14 protein-coding genes are annotated in these 15432 nt (G+C 36.8%); 8 read left to right on the top strand and 6 right to left on the bottom strand.

Annotated elements, in window-relative coordinates; genetic code table 11:
- The first annotated feature begins 37 nt into the window (after positions 1 to 37).
- Genes BM084_RS01235 through BM084_RS01220 form a run of 4 tightly spaced genes read left to right on the top strand, consistent with a single transcriptional unit; the run spans position 38 to position 3538 of the window.
- On the top strand, positions 38 to 1168 hold the full coding sequence (locus BM084_RS01235) for a glycoside hydrolase family 18 protein (RefSeq protein ID WP_093302187.1): 1131 nt from the start codon (positions 38 to 40) through the stop codon (positions 1166 to 1168).
- A gap of 60 nt (positions 1169 to 1228) precedes the next feature.
- Positions 1229 to 2047 carry a 3-methyl-2-oxobutanoate hydroxymethyltransferase gene (gene panB / locus BM084_RS01230; RefSeq protein ID WP_075326445.1) on the top strand — a complete coding sequence of 273 codons (819 nt, stop codon included), beginning with the start codon at positions 1229 to 1231 and terminating at the stop codon, positions 2045 to 2047.
- Between the two features lie 51 nt (positions 2048 to 2098).
- The gene (locus BM084_RS01225) at positions 2099 to 2797 is read left to right on the top strand and encodes an RluA family pseudouridine synthase (protein ID WP_075326443.1); all 699 of its coding nucleotides are present in this window, start codon (positions 2099 to 2101) and stop codon (positions 2795 to 2797) included.
- A gap of 18 nt (positions 2798 to 2815) precedes the next feature.
- Entirely contained in the window at positions 2816 to 3538 is a 723-nt protein-coding gene (locus BM084_RS01220; RefSeq protein WP_075326441.1) for an energy transducer TonB, read from the top strand.
- Here BM084_RS01220 and BM084_RS01215 read toward each other — a convergent pair whose 3' ends face one another.
- Positions 3539 to 5083 (bottom strand): hypothetical protein, encoded by a 1545-nt coding sequence (locus BM084_RS01215; protein ID WP_075326439.1) that lies wholly within the window; start codon positions 5081 to 5083, stop codon positions 3539 to 3541. It abuts the gene before it with no gap.
- Between the two features lie 147 nt (positions 5084 to 5230).
- Between BM084_RS01215 and BM084_RS01210 the strand changes: the two genes are divergently transcribed.
- The 4 genes from BM084_RS01210 to leuB all read left to right on the top strand — a co-directional run bounded on the left by BM084_RS01210 (position 5231) and on the right by leuB (position 9723).
- Positions 5231 to 6403: a 2-isopropylmalate synthase gene (locus BM084_RS01210; RefSeq protein WP_075326437.1), complete on the top strand. Its 1173-nt coding sequence runs from the start codon at positions 5231 to 5233 to the stop codon at positions 6401 to 6403.
- Between the two features lie 46 nt (positions 6404 to 6449).
- Positions 6450 to 7832: a 3-isopropylmalate dehydratase large subunit gene (leuC, locus tag BM084_RS01205; protein ID WP_075326435.1), complete on the top strand. Its 1383-nt coding sequence runs from the start codon at positions 6450 to 6452 to the stop codon at positions 7830 to 7832.
- Positions 7833 to 8447 (top strand): 3-isopropylmalate dehydratase small subunit, encoded by a 615-nt coding sequence (gene leuD, locus BM084_RS01200; protein WP_075326433.1) that lies wholly within the window; start codon positions 7833 to 7835, stop codon positions 8445 to 8447.
- 160 nt (positions 8448 to 8607) lie between these two features.
- The gene (leuB, locus tag BM084_RS01195) at positions 8608 to 9723 is read left to right on the top strand and encodes a 3-isopropylmalate dehydrogenase (RefSeq protein ID WP_075326432.1); all 1116 of its coding nucleotides are present in this window, start codon (positions 8608 to 8610) and stop codon (positions 9721 to 9723) included.
- Positions 9724 to 9901: 178 nt separating this feature from the next.
- On the opposite strand, the gene argH is transcribed toward leuB, so the two are convergent.
- The 5 genes from argH to BM084_RS01170 all read right to left on the bottom strand — a co-directional run bounded on the left by argH (position 9902) and on the right by BM084_RS01170 (position 15431).
- Entirely contained in the window at positions 9902 to 11179 is a 1278-nt protein-coding gene (gene argH / locus BM084_RS01190; RefSeq protein ID WP_075326431.1) for an argininosuccinate lyase, read from the bottom strand.
- 158 nt (positions 11180 to 11337) lie between these two features.
- A complete protein-coding gene (locus BM084_RS01185) occupies positions 11338 to 12405 on the bottom strand; it encodes a M20 family metallo-hydrolase (protein ID WP_093302185.1) in 1068 nt (355 codons plus the stop codon).
- Positions 12402 to 13184 carry an acetylglutamate kinase gene (gene argB, locus BM084_RS01180; protein WP_075326429.1) on the bottom strand — a complete coding sequence of 261 codons (783 nt, stop codon included), beginning with the start codon at positions 13182 to 13184 and terminating at the stop codon, positions 12402 to 12404. Before argB ends, BM084_RS01185 begins: the two co-directional genes overlap by 4 nt.
- A 46-nt stretch (positions 13185 to 13230) precedes the next feature.
- Positions 13231 to 14205, bottom strand: a complete 975-nt coding sequence (locus BM084_RS01175) for an N-acetylornithine carbamoyltransferase (protein WP_075326427.1) — start codon at positions 14203 to 14205, stop codon at positions 13231 to 13233.
- Between the two features lie 98 nt (positions 14206 to 14303).
- The gene (locus BM084_RS01170; protein WP_093302182.1) at positions 14304 to 15431 is read right to left on the bottom strand and encodes an aspartate aminotransferase family protein; all 1128 of its coding nucleotides are present in this window, start codon (positions 15429 to 15431) and stop codon (positions 14304 to 14306) included.
- Position 15432 lies beyond the last annotated feature (1 nt).

Genomic DNA, 15432 nt, shown 5'->3' with positions numbered 1-15432 from the left:
TTTAGTATTTTAAAGTTTTTACGCTAATCCATCAATTATGAAAAGAATTACGATTATTTTCTGGTGTCTAAGTCTTTGTTTTTTCTTTAATAATCTTCACATGAAGGCCCAGGGAAAACAGGAAAAAAAGATTGTAGCCTACATTATTAGTGAGAATATTAATGATAAATTTGATGAAATTTCTGCTGAAAAACTCACCCACATTAATTACGCATTTGCTAATATTAAAGATGGAAAAATCGTAGCAGGAAATCCTAAAGACAAAGACCGCCTAAAGAAAATAAACACTTTAAAAAAGAACAATCCCGAACTAAAAATATTGATTTCCGTTGGAGGCTGGACCTGGTCTGGAGGTTTCTCTGAAGCAGTTGCAACCAAAGCTGCCAGAGAACAATTTGCAAATAATGGTATTTCATTTCTTAAAAATCACAAGATAGATGGAATAGATTTAGACTGGGAATATCCCGGGTTGCCAGGAGCGGGAAACCCTCATATGCCTGAGGACAAACAAAACTTCACCTCTATTTTAAAACTTTTTAGGAAGAAATTAGATTCCCTAGGCAAAATAGACCAGAGAAATTACTTACTAACCATAGCAACGGCTGCTACTCAGGAATATTTAGATAATGTAGAATTGGATAAAATTCATCCTTACCTGGATTTTATAAATATTATGAGTTACGATTACCAGGGTGGGTGGAACGATTCTACATCACACCATACAAACTTATATGTTTCAGAAACAGATCCTAAGGATTACAAACAGAGTACTCAAACAGCAGTGAAGGAACATTTGGCGGCTGGCGCTCCTTCAGAAAAAATTGTTGTGGGTATGGCTTTCTATGGCCGTGGATGGCACGAGACAGAAAATAAAAACTTCGGGTTACATCAAAAAGCTCTTGGGAATGCTTTCAGCATCAATTATAGAGATTTAAAAGATAGTATAGAAACTGGTAAATATAAACGCCATTGGGATAAAGAAGCCAAAGCACCTTTTCTTTGGCGCGAAGCTACAGGAACATTTATCACTTATGATGACCCCCAATCAATAAAAGAAAAAGCCTGTTATATTTTAGATAATAATTTGGGTGGTGCGATGTTTTGGCAATATCACGGAGACGATGGTGAATTATTAAAAACGCTTTATGCTGAGCTTAAAAAACATTAAAACCAGCTTCTTACCTTAAAACCGCGTGTTTTTGTACTTTTACCATCCAAAATTGAAAATATGTCTGTAGCTAAGAAAGAATATAAAAGAGTCACTACCAAGTCTCTCGTAGATATGAAAAAAAATGGTGAGAAGATTGCGATGCTAACTTCTTACGATTACTCTATGGCGAAAATTGTAGATGGTGCTGGAATAGATGTAATTCTTGTGGGAGATTCTGCCAGTAATGTGATGGCAGGACACGAAACCACACTTCCTATTACTTTAGATCAAATGATTTATCACGCAACCAGCGTGGTAAGAGCTATAAATCGTGCCCTTGTTGTTGTAGATCTTCCCTTTGGAAGTTACCAGAGTGATCCAAAAGAAGCTTTGCGCTCTGCCATTAGAATTATGAAAGAAAGTGGCGGTCACGCTGTAAAACTTGAAGGCGGAAAAGAAATTAAAGAATCACTTAAACGTATACTGCACGCAGGAATTCCCGTAATGGGACATTTAGGCTTAACCCCGCAGTCTATCTATAAATTCGGGACTTATACCGTTAGAGCTAAAGAGGAAGCTGAAGCCGAAAAATTAAAATCGGATGCGATCTTATTGGAACGCCTGGGTTGTTTTGCCATAGTTTTAGAAAAAGTTCCGGCTAAGCTAGCTAAAGAAGTTGCCGAAAGTATAAGTATTCCTGTAATAGGAATTGGTGCCGGAAACGGTGTAGATGGCCAGGTGTTGGTAATTCATGATATGTTAGGGATGACCCACGAATTCAACCCCAGATTTTTAAGAAGATATGCTGATCTTCATACAGAAATGACCAAAGCTTTTGAAAATTATCGGGACGATGTAAAAAGCAAAAGTTTCCCATCTGATGATGAACAGTACTAGTTTGGTAAGCAGTGAATTGTTAAAGCCGGCAGTATAACTAAAATCTTCTTTTTGGAAAAAGTAATTTCAGATAAAAATAATCTCCAGGTTCTTTATGAAGACAATCACATTATTGTGGTTAATAAACGTCCCGGTGATATTGTGCAGGGCGATAAAACTGGCGATAAACCGCTAAGCGAGGTTGTAAAATCTTATATAAAGGAAAAATATAATAAACCCGGAAATGTTTATTTAGGCGTAGTTCACCGTTTAGACAGACCAACCAGCGGAATTGTTCTTTTCTCAAAAACATCTAAAGCCCTACCAAGACTTAACAAGCTTTTTCAGCAAAAAGAAGCGAAGAAAACTTACTGGGCAATTGTGAAAAATGTTCCCCCGAAAGATTCAGATACTTTAGTCCATTTTTTAAATAGAAACCCAAAACAAAACAAATCTTACGCGCATATTAAAGAAGTTCCCGAAAGCAAAAAAGCTATTCTGGAATATCGACTTTTAAAAAAATTAGATAACTATTTTCTGTTGGAAGTAGATTTGCATACCGGGCGGCATCATCAAATAAGGAGCCAACTTTCGGCAATTGGCAGCCCGATTAAAGGCGATCTAAAATACGGTTTTGACCGAAGTAATAAAGATGCCAGTATTCATCTACATGCCAGGGAGCTAAAATTTATTCATCCCGTAAAGAAAGAAGAAATACACATTACTGCTCCTCCTCCCGATGAAGTACTTTGGAATAATTGTTTAAATTAAAACCCGCCTAAAATACTTATGAAAAACCTTTTCCTCAGCTTAATTCTTACTGTAATTTCATTTTCCGTATTTGCCCAGGATACTATCTATATGGATAATAATTACCAGGAATTGGATAAGAAAGAAAATGCTAAATATTTTAAAATTGTTACTCCTACTCCAGACAAAGACTATGAATTTTTAAGAACCACCTATTTCGTGGATGGAGCAAAAAAAGCTGAGCAATCTTATGATCTAAAAGATGAAAAGAAAATCTATGAAGGATTACATAAACATTATTATGAATCTGGAGAATTGTTTCATTCGATAGAATTTAAGAACGGAAAAATGCACGGAGAATTAGTTGCCTACTGGAAAAATGGGATCAAAAGGAGACATGATTATTTCAAACGAAATAAACTAAAAAAAGGTACGGTTTGGAATAAGGCTGGTGAAGAAATTGAATATTTCCACTTTGAGATTCCACCTGAATTTCCTGGAGGACAAAAAGCTCTACAAAAGTATCTAATAGAAAATATTAAAATACCTACTTATCATAATTCTATGCAGCGAGTAGTAATAAGATTTACTATTAATTGCGAAGGAAATACGACTGACATTAAAATAGTTGAAGAAGCCCCCGCTGAATATATGGTGGAAGCTTATAGAGTTGTAAAAGAAATGCCAAAATGGAAACCAGGGAAGCAATTTGGAGAGGTGGTAAATGTAAGTTATAGTCTTCCTCTCGTATTTCAGAAATAACTATCTGCTTACCAAAGCTACTTTTTCAGCAATAACATCAGCCACCGGTCTGTTTTCTATTTTACTCTCGAGCCAGGAAAGGATATCCAGGTATAAAAATGCCCTACGCTCATAGGGATGATCTTCAAAATCTTTTAATTTGGTATGCAGTTTCCTAAATTCATCTTTAATTTCAAGCGGAGAAACTTCTGGTAAATTTCTAAGAAAACGTATCATTTCTTTCTGCACCTCGTGCAAATCGTTCATTTTAATTAAAAATTTATAGGTAGATTTTACAAGGCGATCTAAGTGATAGTCCAGCCCGGCTTCGTAATGAGCCACCAAACTCAAGATACGGGCAAAACACATAAGGTCTTCCCGCATTTCAAGCGATTTATTATTAATAATCTTATTAAGAAATTCTATACATTTTTTATTGTTTCCATCTCCAAAATATAGACAGGCAATCTTATAGTAGAACACCATAATGTGATGCTCATCAATTCGGTCCTTATATTTTTTAATTCGTTTCTGGATTTTCTCTACCAATTCATCGCCATTCGCAAAGTTCCCCTGCATAAAACGTAAATTCAGCTTATTGGAGTATAGATAAAGAAAAGCCAGGGCTTTTATATTATCATCGTCAGGGATTTTGGCATCTTTCAGCATCCCTTCAAGATTCCTAAGGGTTTTCTCGAATAAATTGGTGTGATTCAGGTAAAATAACGATTCCAGTAAATAGTGATTCCCTTTTAAATAGGAAACCGGGTGAATAGGCACCAAATGTTTGTGTTCGTTAAAAAGATCTATCCATTTCATAGAATAGCGGTAGCAAGCCAGAAAATCCTGGGTGATAAAACTAAACCATAAATGAGCTTTATATAGCCACAATTTTTCCCTGAAACCTATATTCTTGATTTGATATTCAGGAAGATTTTGATAAAAATAATTTCTAATACTTTCAGCCTCTTCTTGGGTTCTGGCATATCCCATTTTTAGAAAAATAGCATATAACTGTAATGACAAATTTGAAAGTTTACTGGAAATTAAATTCAGATCACTCAAATCCCTGGTTTGCTGAATAAGGCTTTCGGCACGGTTTTCTATACTTCGGGTAATATATTGCGATTCTATTATTTTCTCCAGCTCCAGAATTTCATAAGCCAGATTTTTCTCTTCATATTCCAGCGCCTGGCCTTTAATTTTATCGAGCAATTTCAAACTTTGTTTGTAAAGACCTTTTCTATAAAGGATATAAGCAAAATCAAACTGTTCCCTAATTTGCACCGGTATGCTTTGATGAGCAGGATTCAGTCTAAGACTAATAAGGATTTGTTTATATAAATGTGCTTTTACATTAGATAATTGTTGCTTACTTATTTTAGTTTTTAGAAGAATTTCTTTCTCATTGTATTTTTTCATTTTGGTCATCACCTTAAATAAATTTAAAAATTTACTATCGGTATTCACACCAATTCTTCCAACATACAATGAAAATTGACGCTTTTCTGAAGGTGAAAGCGACTTAATCAAAGAAAATAAGTTATCAGTTAAATCATTAGTCATTGTAACAGAATAGTTCGTAATAAACTGATTTACAGTAGTATTACATTATATTTTTTAGTTTAATTATCGTAATGACCTTATAGGCAAAGGTCTTGAGTGTATAGATTAACAATACTTTAGTTAAAGATAAAGTAAAAAAAATCTCTTATGAGCACAGAAAAGGTAGAAATTTTTGACACGACGTTACGAGACGGAGAGCAAGTTCCAGGTTGTAAATTAAATACGGCCCAAAAACTTAAAATTGCTGCGCGCCTTGATGAGCTGGGAGTAGATGTTATTGAAGCAGGTTTTCCTGTTTCGAGTCCCGGCGATTTTCAATCGGTTTACGAAATCTCTAAGCTGGCAAAGAATGCCGCCGTTTGTGGACTCACCCGTGCTGTTAAAAAAGATATCGAAGTTGCTGCTGAAGCTTTAAAATATGCTAAAAAACCGCGTATTCATACCGGTATTGGAACATCAGATTCACATATTAAATATAAATTCAACTCTACCAGAGAAGAAATTATTGTGCGTGGTGTAGCCGCGGTTAAACACGCAAAGAATTTTGTAGACGATGTTGAATTTTATGCTGAAGATGCCGGAAGAACAGATAATGAATTTCTTGCCCGAGTTTGTACCGAAATGATCAAAGCCGGAGCAACTGTTCTTAATATCCCTGATACTACCGGATATTGCCTTCCTGATGAATACGGAAGAAAAATAAAATATTTAAAAGACAATGTAAAGGACATCGATAAAGTTAGAATTTCCTGCCATTGCCACAACGATTTAGGCCTTGCTACTGCAAATGCTATTGCAGGTGTGCAAAATGGAGCACGCCAAATAGAGTGCACTATTAACGGGATTGGTGAGCGTGCGGGGAATACCGCTTTAGAAGAGGTCGTCATGATCTTAAGACAACACCCAACTTTAAATTTAAATACAAATATAGACCCCAAATTCCTTTTTGATACTAGTTGTATGGTTTCCCGTGAAATGGGAATGTTTGTACAGCCAAACAAAGCGATTGTAGGTGCAAATGCCTTTGCACATAGCTCTGGAATTCACCAGGACGGGGTAATTAAAAACCGTGAAACTTACGAAATTATAGATCCTGCAGAAGTTGGAGTTACTGAATCCGCAATTGTTCTTACCGCCAGAAGCGGAAGAGCAGCTTTAGCTTACAAAGCCAAGAAAATGGGCTACAATTTAACCAAGCTTCAGTTAGATGAGGTTTATGCAGAATTCCTGAATTATGCTGATGCCAGAAGATGCGTGGAAGACCATGATATTCACGAAATTATGGAAATTTCAGAAAGAAAAATAAGAGCAATAGCCTAATAATTCTGTATAAAGTTGAATATAAACCAGGATTGAATTTATAAAAATGAAGAAAACTTTATTCGATAAAATTTGGGATGCACACGTGGTAGAATCTATACCCGATGGTCCCGATATTTTGTATATCGATAAACATTTAATACACGAAGTTACGAGTCCACAGGCTTTTAACGAGCTGAAAGAAAGAGATATTTCGGTATTTCGTCCAGATCAAATTGTGGCTACGGCGGATCATAATACCCCTACTGAAAATCAGCATTTACCGGTTAAAGATCTCTTGTCCAGAAAACAACTTAAAGAATTAACCCAAAATTGCGAAGAAAATAATATTACGCTTTACGGCCTCGGACATCCCTATAACGGGATTGTTCACGTAATGGCTCCCGAACTCGGCATTACCCAACCGGGAATGACTATGGTTTGTGGGGATAGCCACACCTCTACTCACGGTGCTTTTGGTACTATTGCCTTCGGAATTGGCACCAGCCAGGTTTCCCAGGTTTTTGCCAGCCAGTGTGTTTTGGTTCAAAAACCTAAGAAATTACGTGTAAATGTAAACGGAAAACTCAAAAAAGGGGTTTTACCTAAAGATGTGATCCTTTATATAATAAGCAAACTTGGGACAAATTCTGGTACAGGATATTTTTGCGAATATGCCGGAAATGTATTCGAAGAAATGTCTATGGAAGGCCGAATGACGGTTTGTAATATGAGTATTGAAATGGGAGCACGAGGAGGATTAATAGCTCCGGATGAAACTACATTTGAATATGTAAAAGGAAAAGAATTTGCACCGGAAGGTGAAGATTTTCAAGCTGCCCAAGCTTATTGGGAAACTTTAAAAACCGATGAAGACGCTGAGTTTGACCAGGAATATTCATTTGATGCAGAAGATATTGAACCGATGATCACCTACGGTACAAATCCAGGGATGGGCATAAAAATCACAGGTGCAATCCCGATGGAAGGTGGAAAAAGCGATGCTAAAGCTTTGGCCTATATGGGCTTTAAACCTGGAGAATCTTTATTAGATAAACCTATAAATTGGATTTTTATTGGTAGCTGTACTAACTCTAGAATTGAAGATTTTAGACAGGCAGCAGCGTATATAAAAGGTAAACAAAAAGCTGGAAATGTAAACGCTTTAATTGTACCGGGTTCACGACAGGTAGCAGCTCAAATTGAAGCGGAAGGTTTACGAGAAGTATTTGAAAATGCAGGTTTCACATTACGACAACCGGGATGTTCGGCTTGTTTAGCAATGAATGATGATAAAATTCCCGCAGGCGAATACTGTGTATCTACCAGTAACCGGAATTTTGAAGGAAGACAGGGACAGGGTTCCAGAACTATATTAGCAAGTCCGTTAACTGCGGCTGCAACTGCAGTTTCAGGAAAATTAACCGACTTTACAAAACACTTAAATTAAATGGAAAAGTTTATCACATTAACCGATACAGCGGTTCCTTTAGAAGTAGAAAACGTAGATACCGACCAGATTATTCCTGCAAGGTTCCTAAAAGCAACCGATAAAGCGGGGTTTGGAGAAAACCTTTTTCGGGATTGGCGTTTTGATAAAAATGATGAACCTAATCCGGAGTTTGCTTTAAATAAGTCTGAATATAAAGGTTCAATTTTAGTCGCAGGGGATAATTTTGGGTGCGGTTCCAGCCGGGAACACGCCGCCTGGGCTCTTAAAGCTTACGGCTTCACCGTAGTAGTATCCAGCTATTTTGCCGATATTTTCAAAGGAAATGCACTCAATAACGGATTGCTTCCGGTTCAGGTAAGTCCGGTATTTTTGGACCAGCTTTTTGCTGAAATCACCAAAGATCCTTCCGTAGAAATTATGGTTGACCTGGAAGCCCAAAGGATTAGAATTCCGAAGAAAGATATTTCAGAAAATTTTGAAATAGATCCTTATAAAAAAACCTGTATGATCAATGGGTTTGACGATATAGATTTTCTGGTAAGTAAACTGGATGCAATAAAAGAATATGAACAAAAAAGAACACAAAAATTACAAGGGACCACAGCCTTGTAGATTTGAATATGAGTAGATATCTGGAATTAAGGTCATCCTGAACTTGTTTCAGGATCTAAATTGATTAAACATATTAGAAGCTGAAACAAGTTCAGCTTGACAAGAGTTATAATTCTTAGACGGTTTAGGATTAAAAATTAACCACACATAAAGAAGAAAAATGAAATTAAAAATAGCAGTCTTGCCCGGAGACGGGATAGGCCCCGAAATTACACAGCAATCAGTTAAAGTTTTAAAAGCTGTAGCAGATCGATTCGATCACCACTTTCAATTTGAAGACGCCTTGGTAGGTGCGGCAGCAATAGATTTGCTGGACAATCCGTTACCTGAAGCTACGCTGGAATTGTGCAAGAAATCTGATGCTGTGTTATTTGGGGCAATAGGACATCCAAAATACGACAATAATCCAGATGCAAAAGTTAGACCTGAGCAAGGACTCTTGCAACTAAGAAAAGGCCTGGGACTTTTTGCCAATATTAGACCGGTAAAAGCTTACGATAAACTTATAGAACAATCACCCTTAAAAGCTGACCGCATTGCAGGCGCCGATATGGTAATTTACCGAGAACTTACCGGCGGAATTTATTTTGGTGATAAATTTACAACAGAAGATGGCCAAAGCGCTACCGATGTTTGTACCTATTCGGTAGAAGAAATTTCCAGGATGGCTCACCTGGCTTTTAAAGCGGCTGAGAAACGTTCCAAAAAATTAACTCTGGTAGACAAAGCCAATGTATTGGAAACTTCAAGATTATGGCGAAAAACTGTAACTGCAATTGGTAAAGAATATCCTGAAGTAGAACTGGATTTTCTATTTGTAGACAATGCCGCAATGCAAATGATCCTGAACCCAACCCAGTTTGATGTTATCCTTACGGAAAATATGTTTGGTGATATCCTTTCAGATGAGGCCAGCGTAATTGGTGGTAGTATTGGGTTATTAGCATCAGCATCTGTAGGAAAAGAAAATGCGATGTTTGAACCTATTCATGGTTCCTATCCGCAGGCAACTGGAAAAGGTATTGCCAACCCGGTGGCTTCCATTTTATCGGCGGCGATGCTTTTAGAGCATTTCGGTTTGGTAGAAGAAGCTGAAGCAGTAAAAAAGGCTGTAGAACTTAGTATTAAACTAAATGTTTGCACCATAGACATTAACAAAGACAACCATTATACCACAGAAAAAGTGGGTGATTTCCTTGAGGGGCTTATTAGTGAAGTTGATAATATTAGTATCAACAACGAAAACCTGAACCTTGGGCAAATGACTATTATTTAAGATTATTTTTTCTTCATTTATGTTTTGAACCCTTCGCATTTCGTGTGGTTTTGCGGGGGGTTTTTTAGTGATACCCACTTTGCAGGAGTTTAATTAAGGTTCTGAAAAGTGCTGGTAGAACTATCCCGACTTCAGTCGGGATCTTATTAATCTATAATCACATAAAAATTCAAAACTCCTAAACCTCATCCTTTTTTCTCCTAATTTCGGCTAAAGCAAGATTATCCTTACTTCCTAAATGCGAATGCCTTTTACCTTCAGCAGCTTCATAAGTTCCTTCCTGAACCTGATCCCCAATTATTTGATAAGCCTCTCTAAATGATTTCCCCTGCATCACCAAATCGTTAATGCTATCTACTGTAAAGAGGTATTTATATTTTTCATCCTTAAAATTGATATCTTTCACCTTAATTAAAGCGATAGAGTGAATAAAAATATCAAGGATCTCTTTAATATTTTCAACTGCATAAATACTGTTTTCTTTAATTAATTGATAATCCCTGTGATAACCGCTCGGTAAATTATTGGTAATTAAAATCATCTCGTTGGCTATGCTCTGTAGTTTATTGCATTTACCCCTAATCAACTCGAAAACATCGGGATTCTTTTTATGAGGCATAATGCTGGAACCGGTGGTGAGTTCATCGGGGAAAGTGATAAAATCAAAATTCTGACTCATATACAAACAAATATCCATAGAAAAACGAGCCAACGTATTTGCTACAGACGAAATATTAGAAGTCACTGTTCGTTCGCATTTTCCTCGTCCCAATTGCGCTGCCACCACATTATATTTCAAGGTTGAAAAACCTAATTCTTTAGTGGTAAATTCACGGTCTATAGGAAAAGAAGATCCATAACCTGCAGCAGAACCTAACGGATTTTGATCTACAACTTTTAACCCAGCTTCCAGCAAATAAAGATCGTCGATAAGCAATTCGGCATAAGCCGAAAACCATAAACCAAAGCTTGATGGCATTGCTACCTGTAGATGAGTATATCCAGGGAGTAGTTTTTCCTGATGTTTCTCTGCAAGACCCAAAAGAACATCTATTAGTTGTTTGGTTTTACCTGAAATTTCCTTCAAATTTTCTTTAAAATACAATTGCATCGCCACCAAAATCTGGTCGTTTCTGGAGCGAGCGGTATGTATTTTTTTTCCGGTATCGCCTAAAGTTTGAGTAAGTTCAAATTCAATTTTAGAATGTACATCTTCAAAATCTTCTTCAATCTGAAAAGTTCCATTTTCAAGCTGCTGGTGAAGTTTTGCCAGTTCATCTTCAATATTTTTCACTTCTTCAGAAGTCAAAATATCCACTTTCCCAAGCATTCTAGCATGTGCTTTTGAAGCTTTTAAATCGTATTCAGCGATATGCATATCTAACTCCCGGTCGTTTCCAACCGTAAAGTTTTCAATCTTTTTATCTATAGCTAATCCTTTATCCCAGAGTTTCATAGTGTTTATTTTAAGCTGAAAATTAATTATAAACGTCATTCTGAATTTATTTCAGAATCTAAGTTGTTCTATACCCGCAACACATTAGAAGCTGAAACAATCCCGAAGCTTCGGGACAGCCTGACGCAAATATTTTCTATCAGTCTACTTATAGTTTTTTATATTTTTAAAGCTTTAGCAAGCAATTTTATATACTTTTCAATCCCTTCTTCAATTTCCTTTACATAAATAAATTCATCTGCCGAATGCGACCTGGTGGAATCTCCCGGACCTAATTTTAGGGAAGGACAATTTAGCATTGCCTGGTCGGAAAGTGTAGGTGAACCATAGGTTTCCATTCCCAAGGAAATTCCGGCTTTTATCAACTCGTGATCTGAAGGGATAGAAGAAGAATTCAATCGAAGCGAACGGGCTTTGATCTCATCTACCGGCGCATTTTCCTGCAAAATTTGCTCAATTTCAGTATTAGAATACGCATCATTCACCCGAACATCAATTACCATATCTACATGTCCTGGCACTACGTTATGCTGACTGCCGGCATTGATTTGTGTTACAGTAAGTTTTACTTTTCCCAATGCGTCCGAGTCCTTCGGAAAATCAAATTTCTCAAACCATTTTAAAACTTCTGCGGTTTTGTAGATCGCATTATTATCATTGGGATGTGCCGCGTGAGAAGGTGTTCCTTTTACCTTCGCATCAAAAACCACGAGGCCTTTTTCAGCAATTGCTAATTGCATTAAAGTAGGTTCTCCAACAATTGCCACATCAATTTTCGGCATTTTTGGTAGCATACAGGCAATCCCATTTTTCCCGTTTATTTCTTCTTCGGCAGTTCCCGCAAAAATCAGGTTATATTCCAGGTCTTTGAATTCATAAAACCAGGTAAAAGTTGCGAGTAAGGAAACCAGGCAACCTCCGGCATCATTACTACCCAATCCATATAATTTCCCGTCTTCAATTTCGGCTTTAAAAGGGTCCCGGGTATAAGCTGAATTTGGCTTTACGGTATCATGATGTGAATTTAGGAGCAAGCTAGGCTTGTCTGGATCAAAATATTTGTTGGTGGCCCAAATATTATTTAAATGCCGATAAAAGGTCATTTCTTTAGTTCGAAACCAGTCTTCCAACAAGTCGGCTGTTTTATCCTCTTCCTTTGAAAATGATTGTGTTTTAATAAGATTTTTTAGTAATTCTAAAGCATCCTTTTGTAATTCGAGCTTCATTGGTTACTGATTTTAGTATAAACAGATTCATTTTTTAATAGCCTGAAATCTCCCAGAAATATATTTTCTACACCACTTTCCAACGCCTGAAAACAATTATGTAGTTTTGGCAACATCCCGTCACTAATTACTTTTTCTTCCAGTAATTCCTGATATTTTTCCCTGTCGATTTTTTTAATTACCGAGTCATCATTTTCCGCATCGGCCAGGACGCCTTTCTTCTCAAAACAGAAATAAAGTTCTGTTATATAAATTGAACTCATCGCTTTGGCAATTTCTGCAGCAACAGAATCGCCATTAGTATTTAAAAGTAATCCTTCTGTGGTACAGGAAATTGCCGAAAAAACGGGGGTGATATTTTGTTCTAAAAGTGAAGTTATAAATTCTGAATTAACCTTCTCCACATCTCCTACAAAACCAAAATCGACTTCCTTCACCGGGCGTTTCTTGGAAACGATACTCATACCGTCTGCACCACTTAAACCTATGGCGTTGTTTTGAAGTGCCTGAAGTTTGGCCACAATATTTTTATTTATGAAACCTCCATAAACCATAGTGATCACCTTAATTGAATCGGCATCGGTGATTCTTCGTCCTTCGAACATTTGGGTTTTATAACCGAGCTTTCCTGCAATTTCGGTAGCGAGGTTTCCTCCACCGTGAACCAGGATTTTGGGATCATCTAAAGCAACAAAATCGTCCAGGAATGCTGAAAACTTAGTTTCATTTTCAATAAGCTTCCCTCCTATTTTTATAACTTTTAAAACTTCGTTTTTCATAATTCCTTAATTCCGTCAATTCAAGTTAGATCAAACTACGCAATGGTTAAGCATTTTTACCTAATTCGGTTTGCTTTACCTTCTCTTCTAAAATCCTTTTTAAAACAGCTTGTGCGGCAAAAGTTCTATTTCCCGCCTGTTGAATCACTACCGAGTTTTCTGAATCAAGAACCTCATCAGCAATCACCATATTTCTTCTTACCGGCAAACAATGCATCACTTTTGCATTATTGGTTTGCATTAATCTTTCCGCGGAAAAAGTCCAGGTTTTATCCTCGGTTAATTTTCTCCCATATGTTTCATAACTGCTCCAATTTTTCACATACACAAAATCGGCATCTTTTAAAGCTTCATCCTGGTTGTGAATTACAGGAGTATTTTTAGTAATTTCAGGATTCAAATCATAGCCTTCAGGATTCGTTATCACAAAATCAACATCCATTTTTTGCATAATTTCAGCAAAAGAATTGGGTACGCTTTGCGGTAAAGTTTTCGGATGCGGAGCCCAGCTAAGCACAACTTTAGGCCGATCTTTTTTATTTAATTCATATATGGTAATCGCATCTGTAAGTGCCTGTAATGGATGGCCCGTAGCACTTTCAAGATTCACCACGGGTACAGAAGCGTATTTTTTAAAACTATTTAAAACTGTTTCAGCTTCATCTTTTTCTTTGTTCTGTAAATCTGGAAACGCCCGTACCGCGATGATATCACAATACTGTGATAAAACCGCAGCCGCTTCTTTGATATGTTCAGCTTTATCTGAGTTCATAACCGCACCGTCTTCAAATTCCAGTTTCCAACTATCACTACCGGCATTCATTACCATCACTTCCATTCCCAATAATTTTGCCGCTTTTTCAGTACTTAAACGCGTACGTAAACTGGGATTAAAAAATAGCATTCCAAGGGTTTTTCCTTTCCCGATTTCCAAAGTAGGAGTGCCTCTCTTTAGTTCCAGCGCTTCAGTAATTAATTGCTGTAAATCTTCTATATCTGATAATTCTGTGTAATTCTTCATTTTATTTTCTTCTTTTAAAGCGATCTAAAAGTTTTCAATCTCGTCAAGCTGTCCCGGGCAGCTTGACGATTTTTTTAGAAAGCGCTTCTTGTGCTTTTTCAGTCTAAAACAATCTTCAAAGCTTTAAATAACTCATCAAAATGTTCTTTTTTAATATTTAAGGGTGGTAAGATCCGTAGTAGTTTTTTATTTGCAGAAGCACCGGTGAAAATTTGATGTTTAAACAAAAGCTCTTTTCTAATTTGTGCGATCTCAAAATCGAATTCCAGGCCAATCATTAACCCCCGGCCTTTGATTTTTTTAATCTGGGGAATTTCAGCCGCTTTTTCTTTTACATATTCAAATAATTCAGCCGCATTCTTCAATAAATTTTCTTTCTCAATAACTTCCAAAACCGATATTCCTGCGGCACAGGCTAGATGGTTTCCACCAAAAGTGGTTCCCAACATTCCCGATTTTGCTTCAATAGTATTATCTATCAAAACACCACCAATTGGGAAACCGTTCCCCATCCCTTTGGCAATAGAAATAATATCAGGACGAATATTATGTTTTTGAAAGGCGAAAAAATCCCCTGTTCTGCCGTAACCTGATTGTACCTCGTCTGCAATCAAAACTGAATTATATTCTTTACATAATTCAGCTGTTTTTTGATAAAATTCTGAAGAAGCCTCGTCCAGACCACCAACACCCTGGATCACTTCAAAAATAACCGCGGCAACATCGCCTTTTTTTAATTCAGCTTCTACAGCTTCAGAATCTTCAAAAGCTATTTTCGTAGCCTTATGATTTTGATTAAACGGAGCTTTAATATTTTCATTATCAGTAACTGCCACTACTCCGGAAGTTCTACCGTGAAAAGCATTTTCGAAATATATAATTCTGTCTTTTCCGGTGTGAAAAGAAGCAACTTTTAAAGCATTTTCATTTGCCTCAGCTCCCGAATTACACAAAAACAGGTTATAATCTTTTACGCCAGAAATTTTTTCCAGATTATCTGCAAGTTGCTCTTGTAATGGATTTTTAACCGAATTGGAATAAAAACCCAGTTTGCTTACTTGTTTGGAAATTGCATATACATAAGCGGGGTGAGAATGGCCAATAGAAATTACTGCGTGACCACCATAAAGATCTAAATATTTATTTCCGTCTTTATCTAAAACATAGGTGCCCTCGCCTTTCACCGGCGTGATATCGTAAAGTGGATACACATCAAATAAGTCCATA

Source organism: Salegentibacter agarivorans (genome assembly GCF_900113135.1).
Lineage (GTDB): Bacteria > Bacteroidota > Bacteroidia > Flavobacteriales > Flavobacteriaceae > Salegentibacter > Salegentibacter agarivorans.
This window is presented reverse-complemented; position numbering and strand designations above follow the sequence as displayed.

Excerpts from the sequence above, each read along its gene's own strand:
- BM084_RS01210 (WP_075326437.1), top strand. The coding sequence starts at position 5,231 with ATGAGCACAGAAAAGGTAGAAATTTTTGACACGACGTTACGAGACGGA.
- panB (WP_075326445.1), top strand. The coding sequence starts at position 1,229 with ATGTCTGTAGCTAAGAAAGAATATAAAAGAGTCACTACCAAGTCTCTC.
- BM084_RS01220 (WP_075326441.1), top strand. The coding sequence starts at position 2,816 with ATGAAAAACCTTTTCCTCAGCTTAATTCTTACTGTAATTTCATTTTCC.
- leuC (WP_075326435.1), top strand. The coding sequence starts at position 6,450 with ATGAAGAAAACTTTATTCGATAAAATTTGGGATGCACACGTGGTAGAA.
- leuD (WP_075326433.1), top strand. The coding sequence starts at position 7,833 with ATGGAAAAGTTTATCACATTAACCGATACAGCGGTTCCTTTAGAAGTA.
- argB (WP_075326429.1), bottom strand. The coding sequence starts at position 13,184 with ATGAAAAACGAAGTTTTAAAAGTTATAAAAATAGGAGGGAAGCTTATT.
- BM084_RS01175 (WP_075326427.1), bottom strand. The coding sequence starts at position 14,205 with ATGAAGAATTACACAGAATTATCAGATATAGAAGATTTACAGCAATTA.
- BM084_RS01170 (WP_093302182.1), bottom strand. The coding sequence starts at position 15,431 with ATGGACTTATTTGATGTGTATCCACTTTACGATATCACGCCGGTGAAA.
- BM084_RS01185 (WP_093302185.1), bottom strand. The coding sequence starts at position 12,405 with ATGAAGCTCGAATTACAAAAGGATGCTTTAGAATTACTAAAAAATCTT.
- BM084_RS01215 (WP_075326439.1), bottom strand. The coding sequence starts at position 5,083 with ATGACTAATGATTTAACTGATAACTTATTTTCTTTGATTAAGTCGCTT.
- BM084_RS01235 (WP_093302187.1), top strand. The coding sequence starts at position 38 with ATGAAAAGAATTACGATTATTTTCTGGTGTCTAAGTCTTTGTTTTTTC.
- argH (WP_075326431.1), bottom strand. The coding sequence starts at position 11,179 with ATGAAACTCTGGGATAAAGGATTAGCTATAGATAAAAAGATTGAAAAC.
- leuB (WP_075326432.1), top strand. The coding sequence starts at position 8,608 with ATGAAATTAAAAATAGCAGTCTTGCCCGGAGACGGGATAGGCCCCGAA.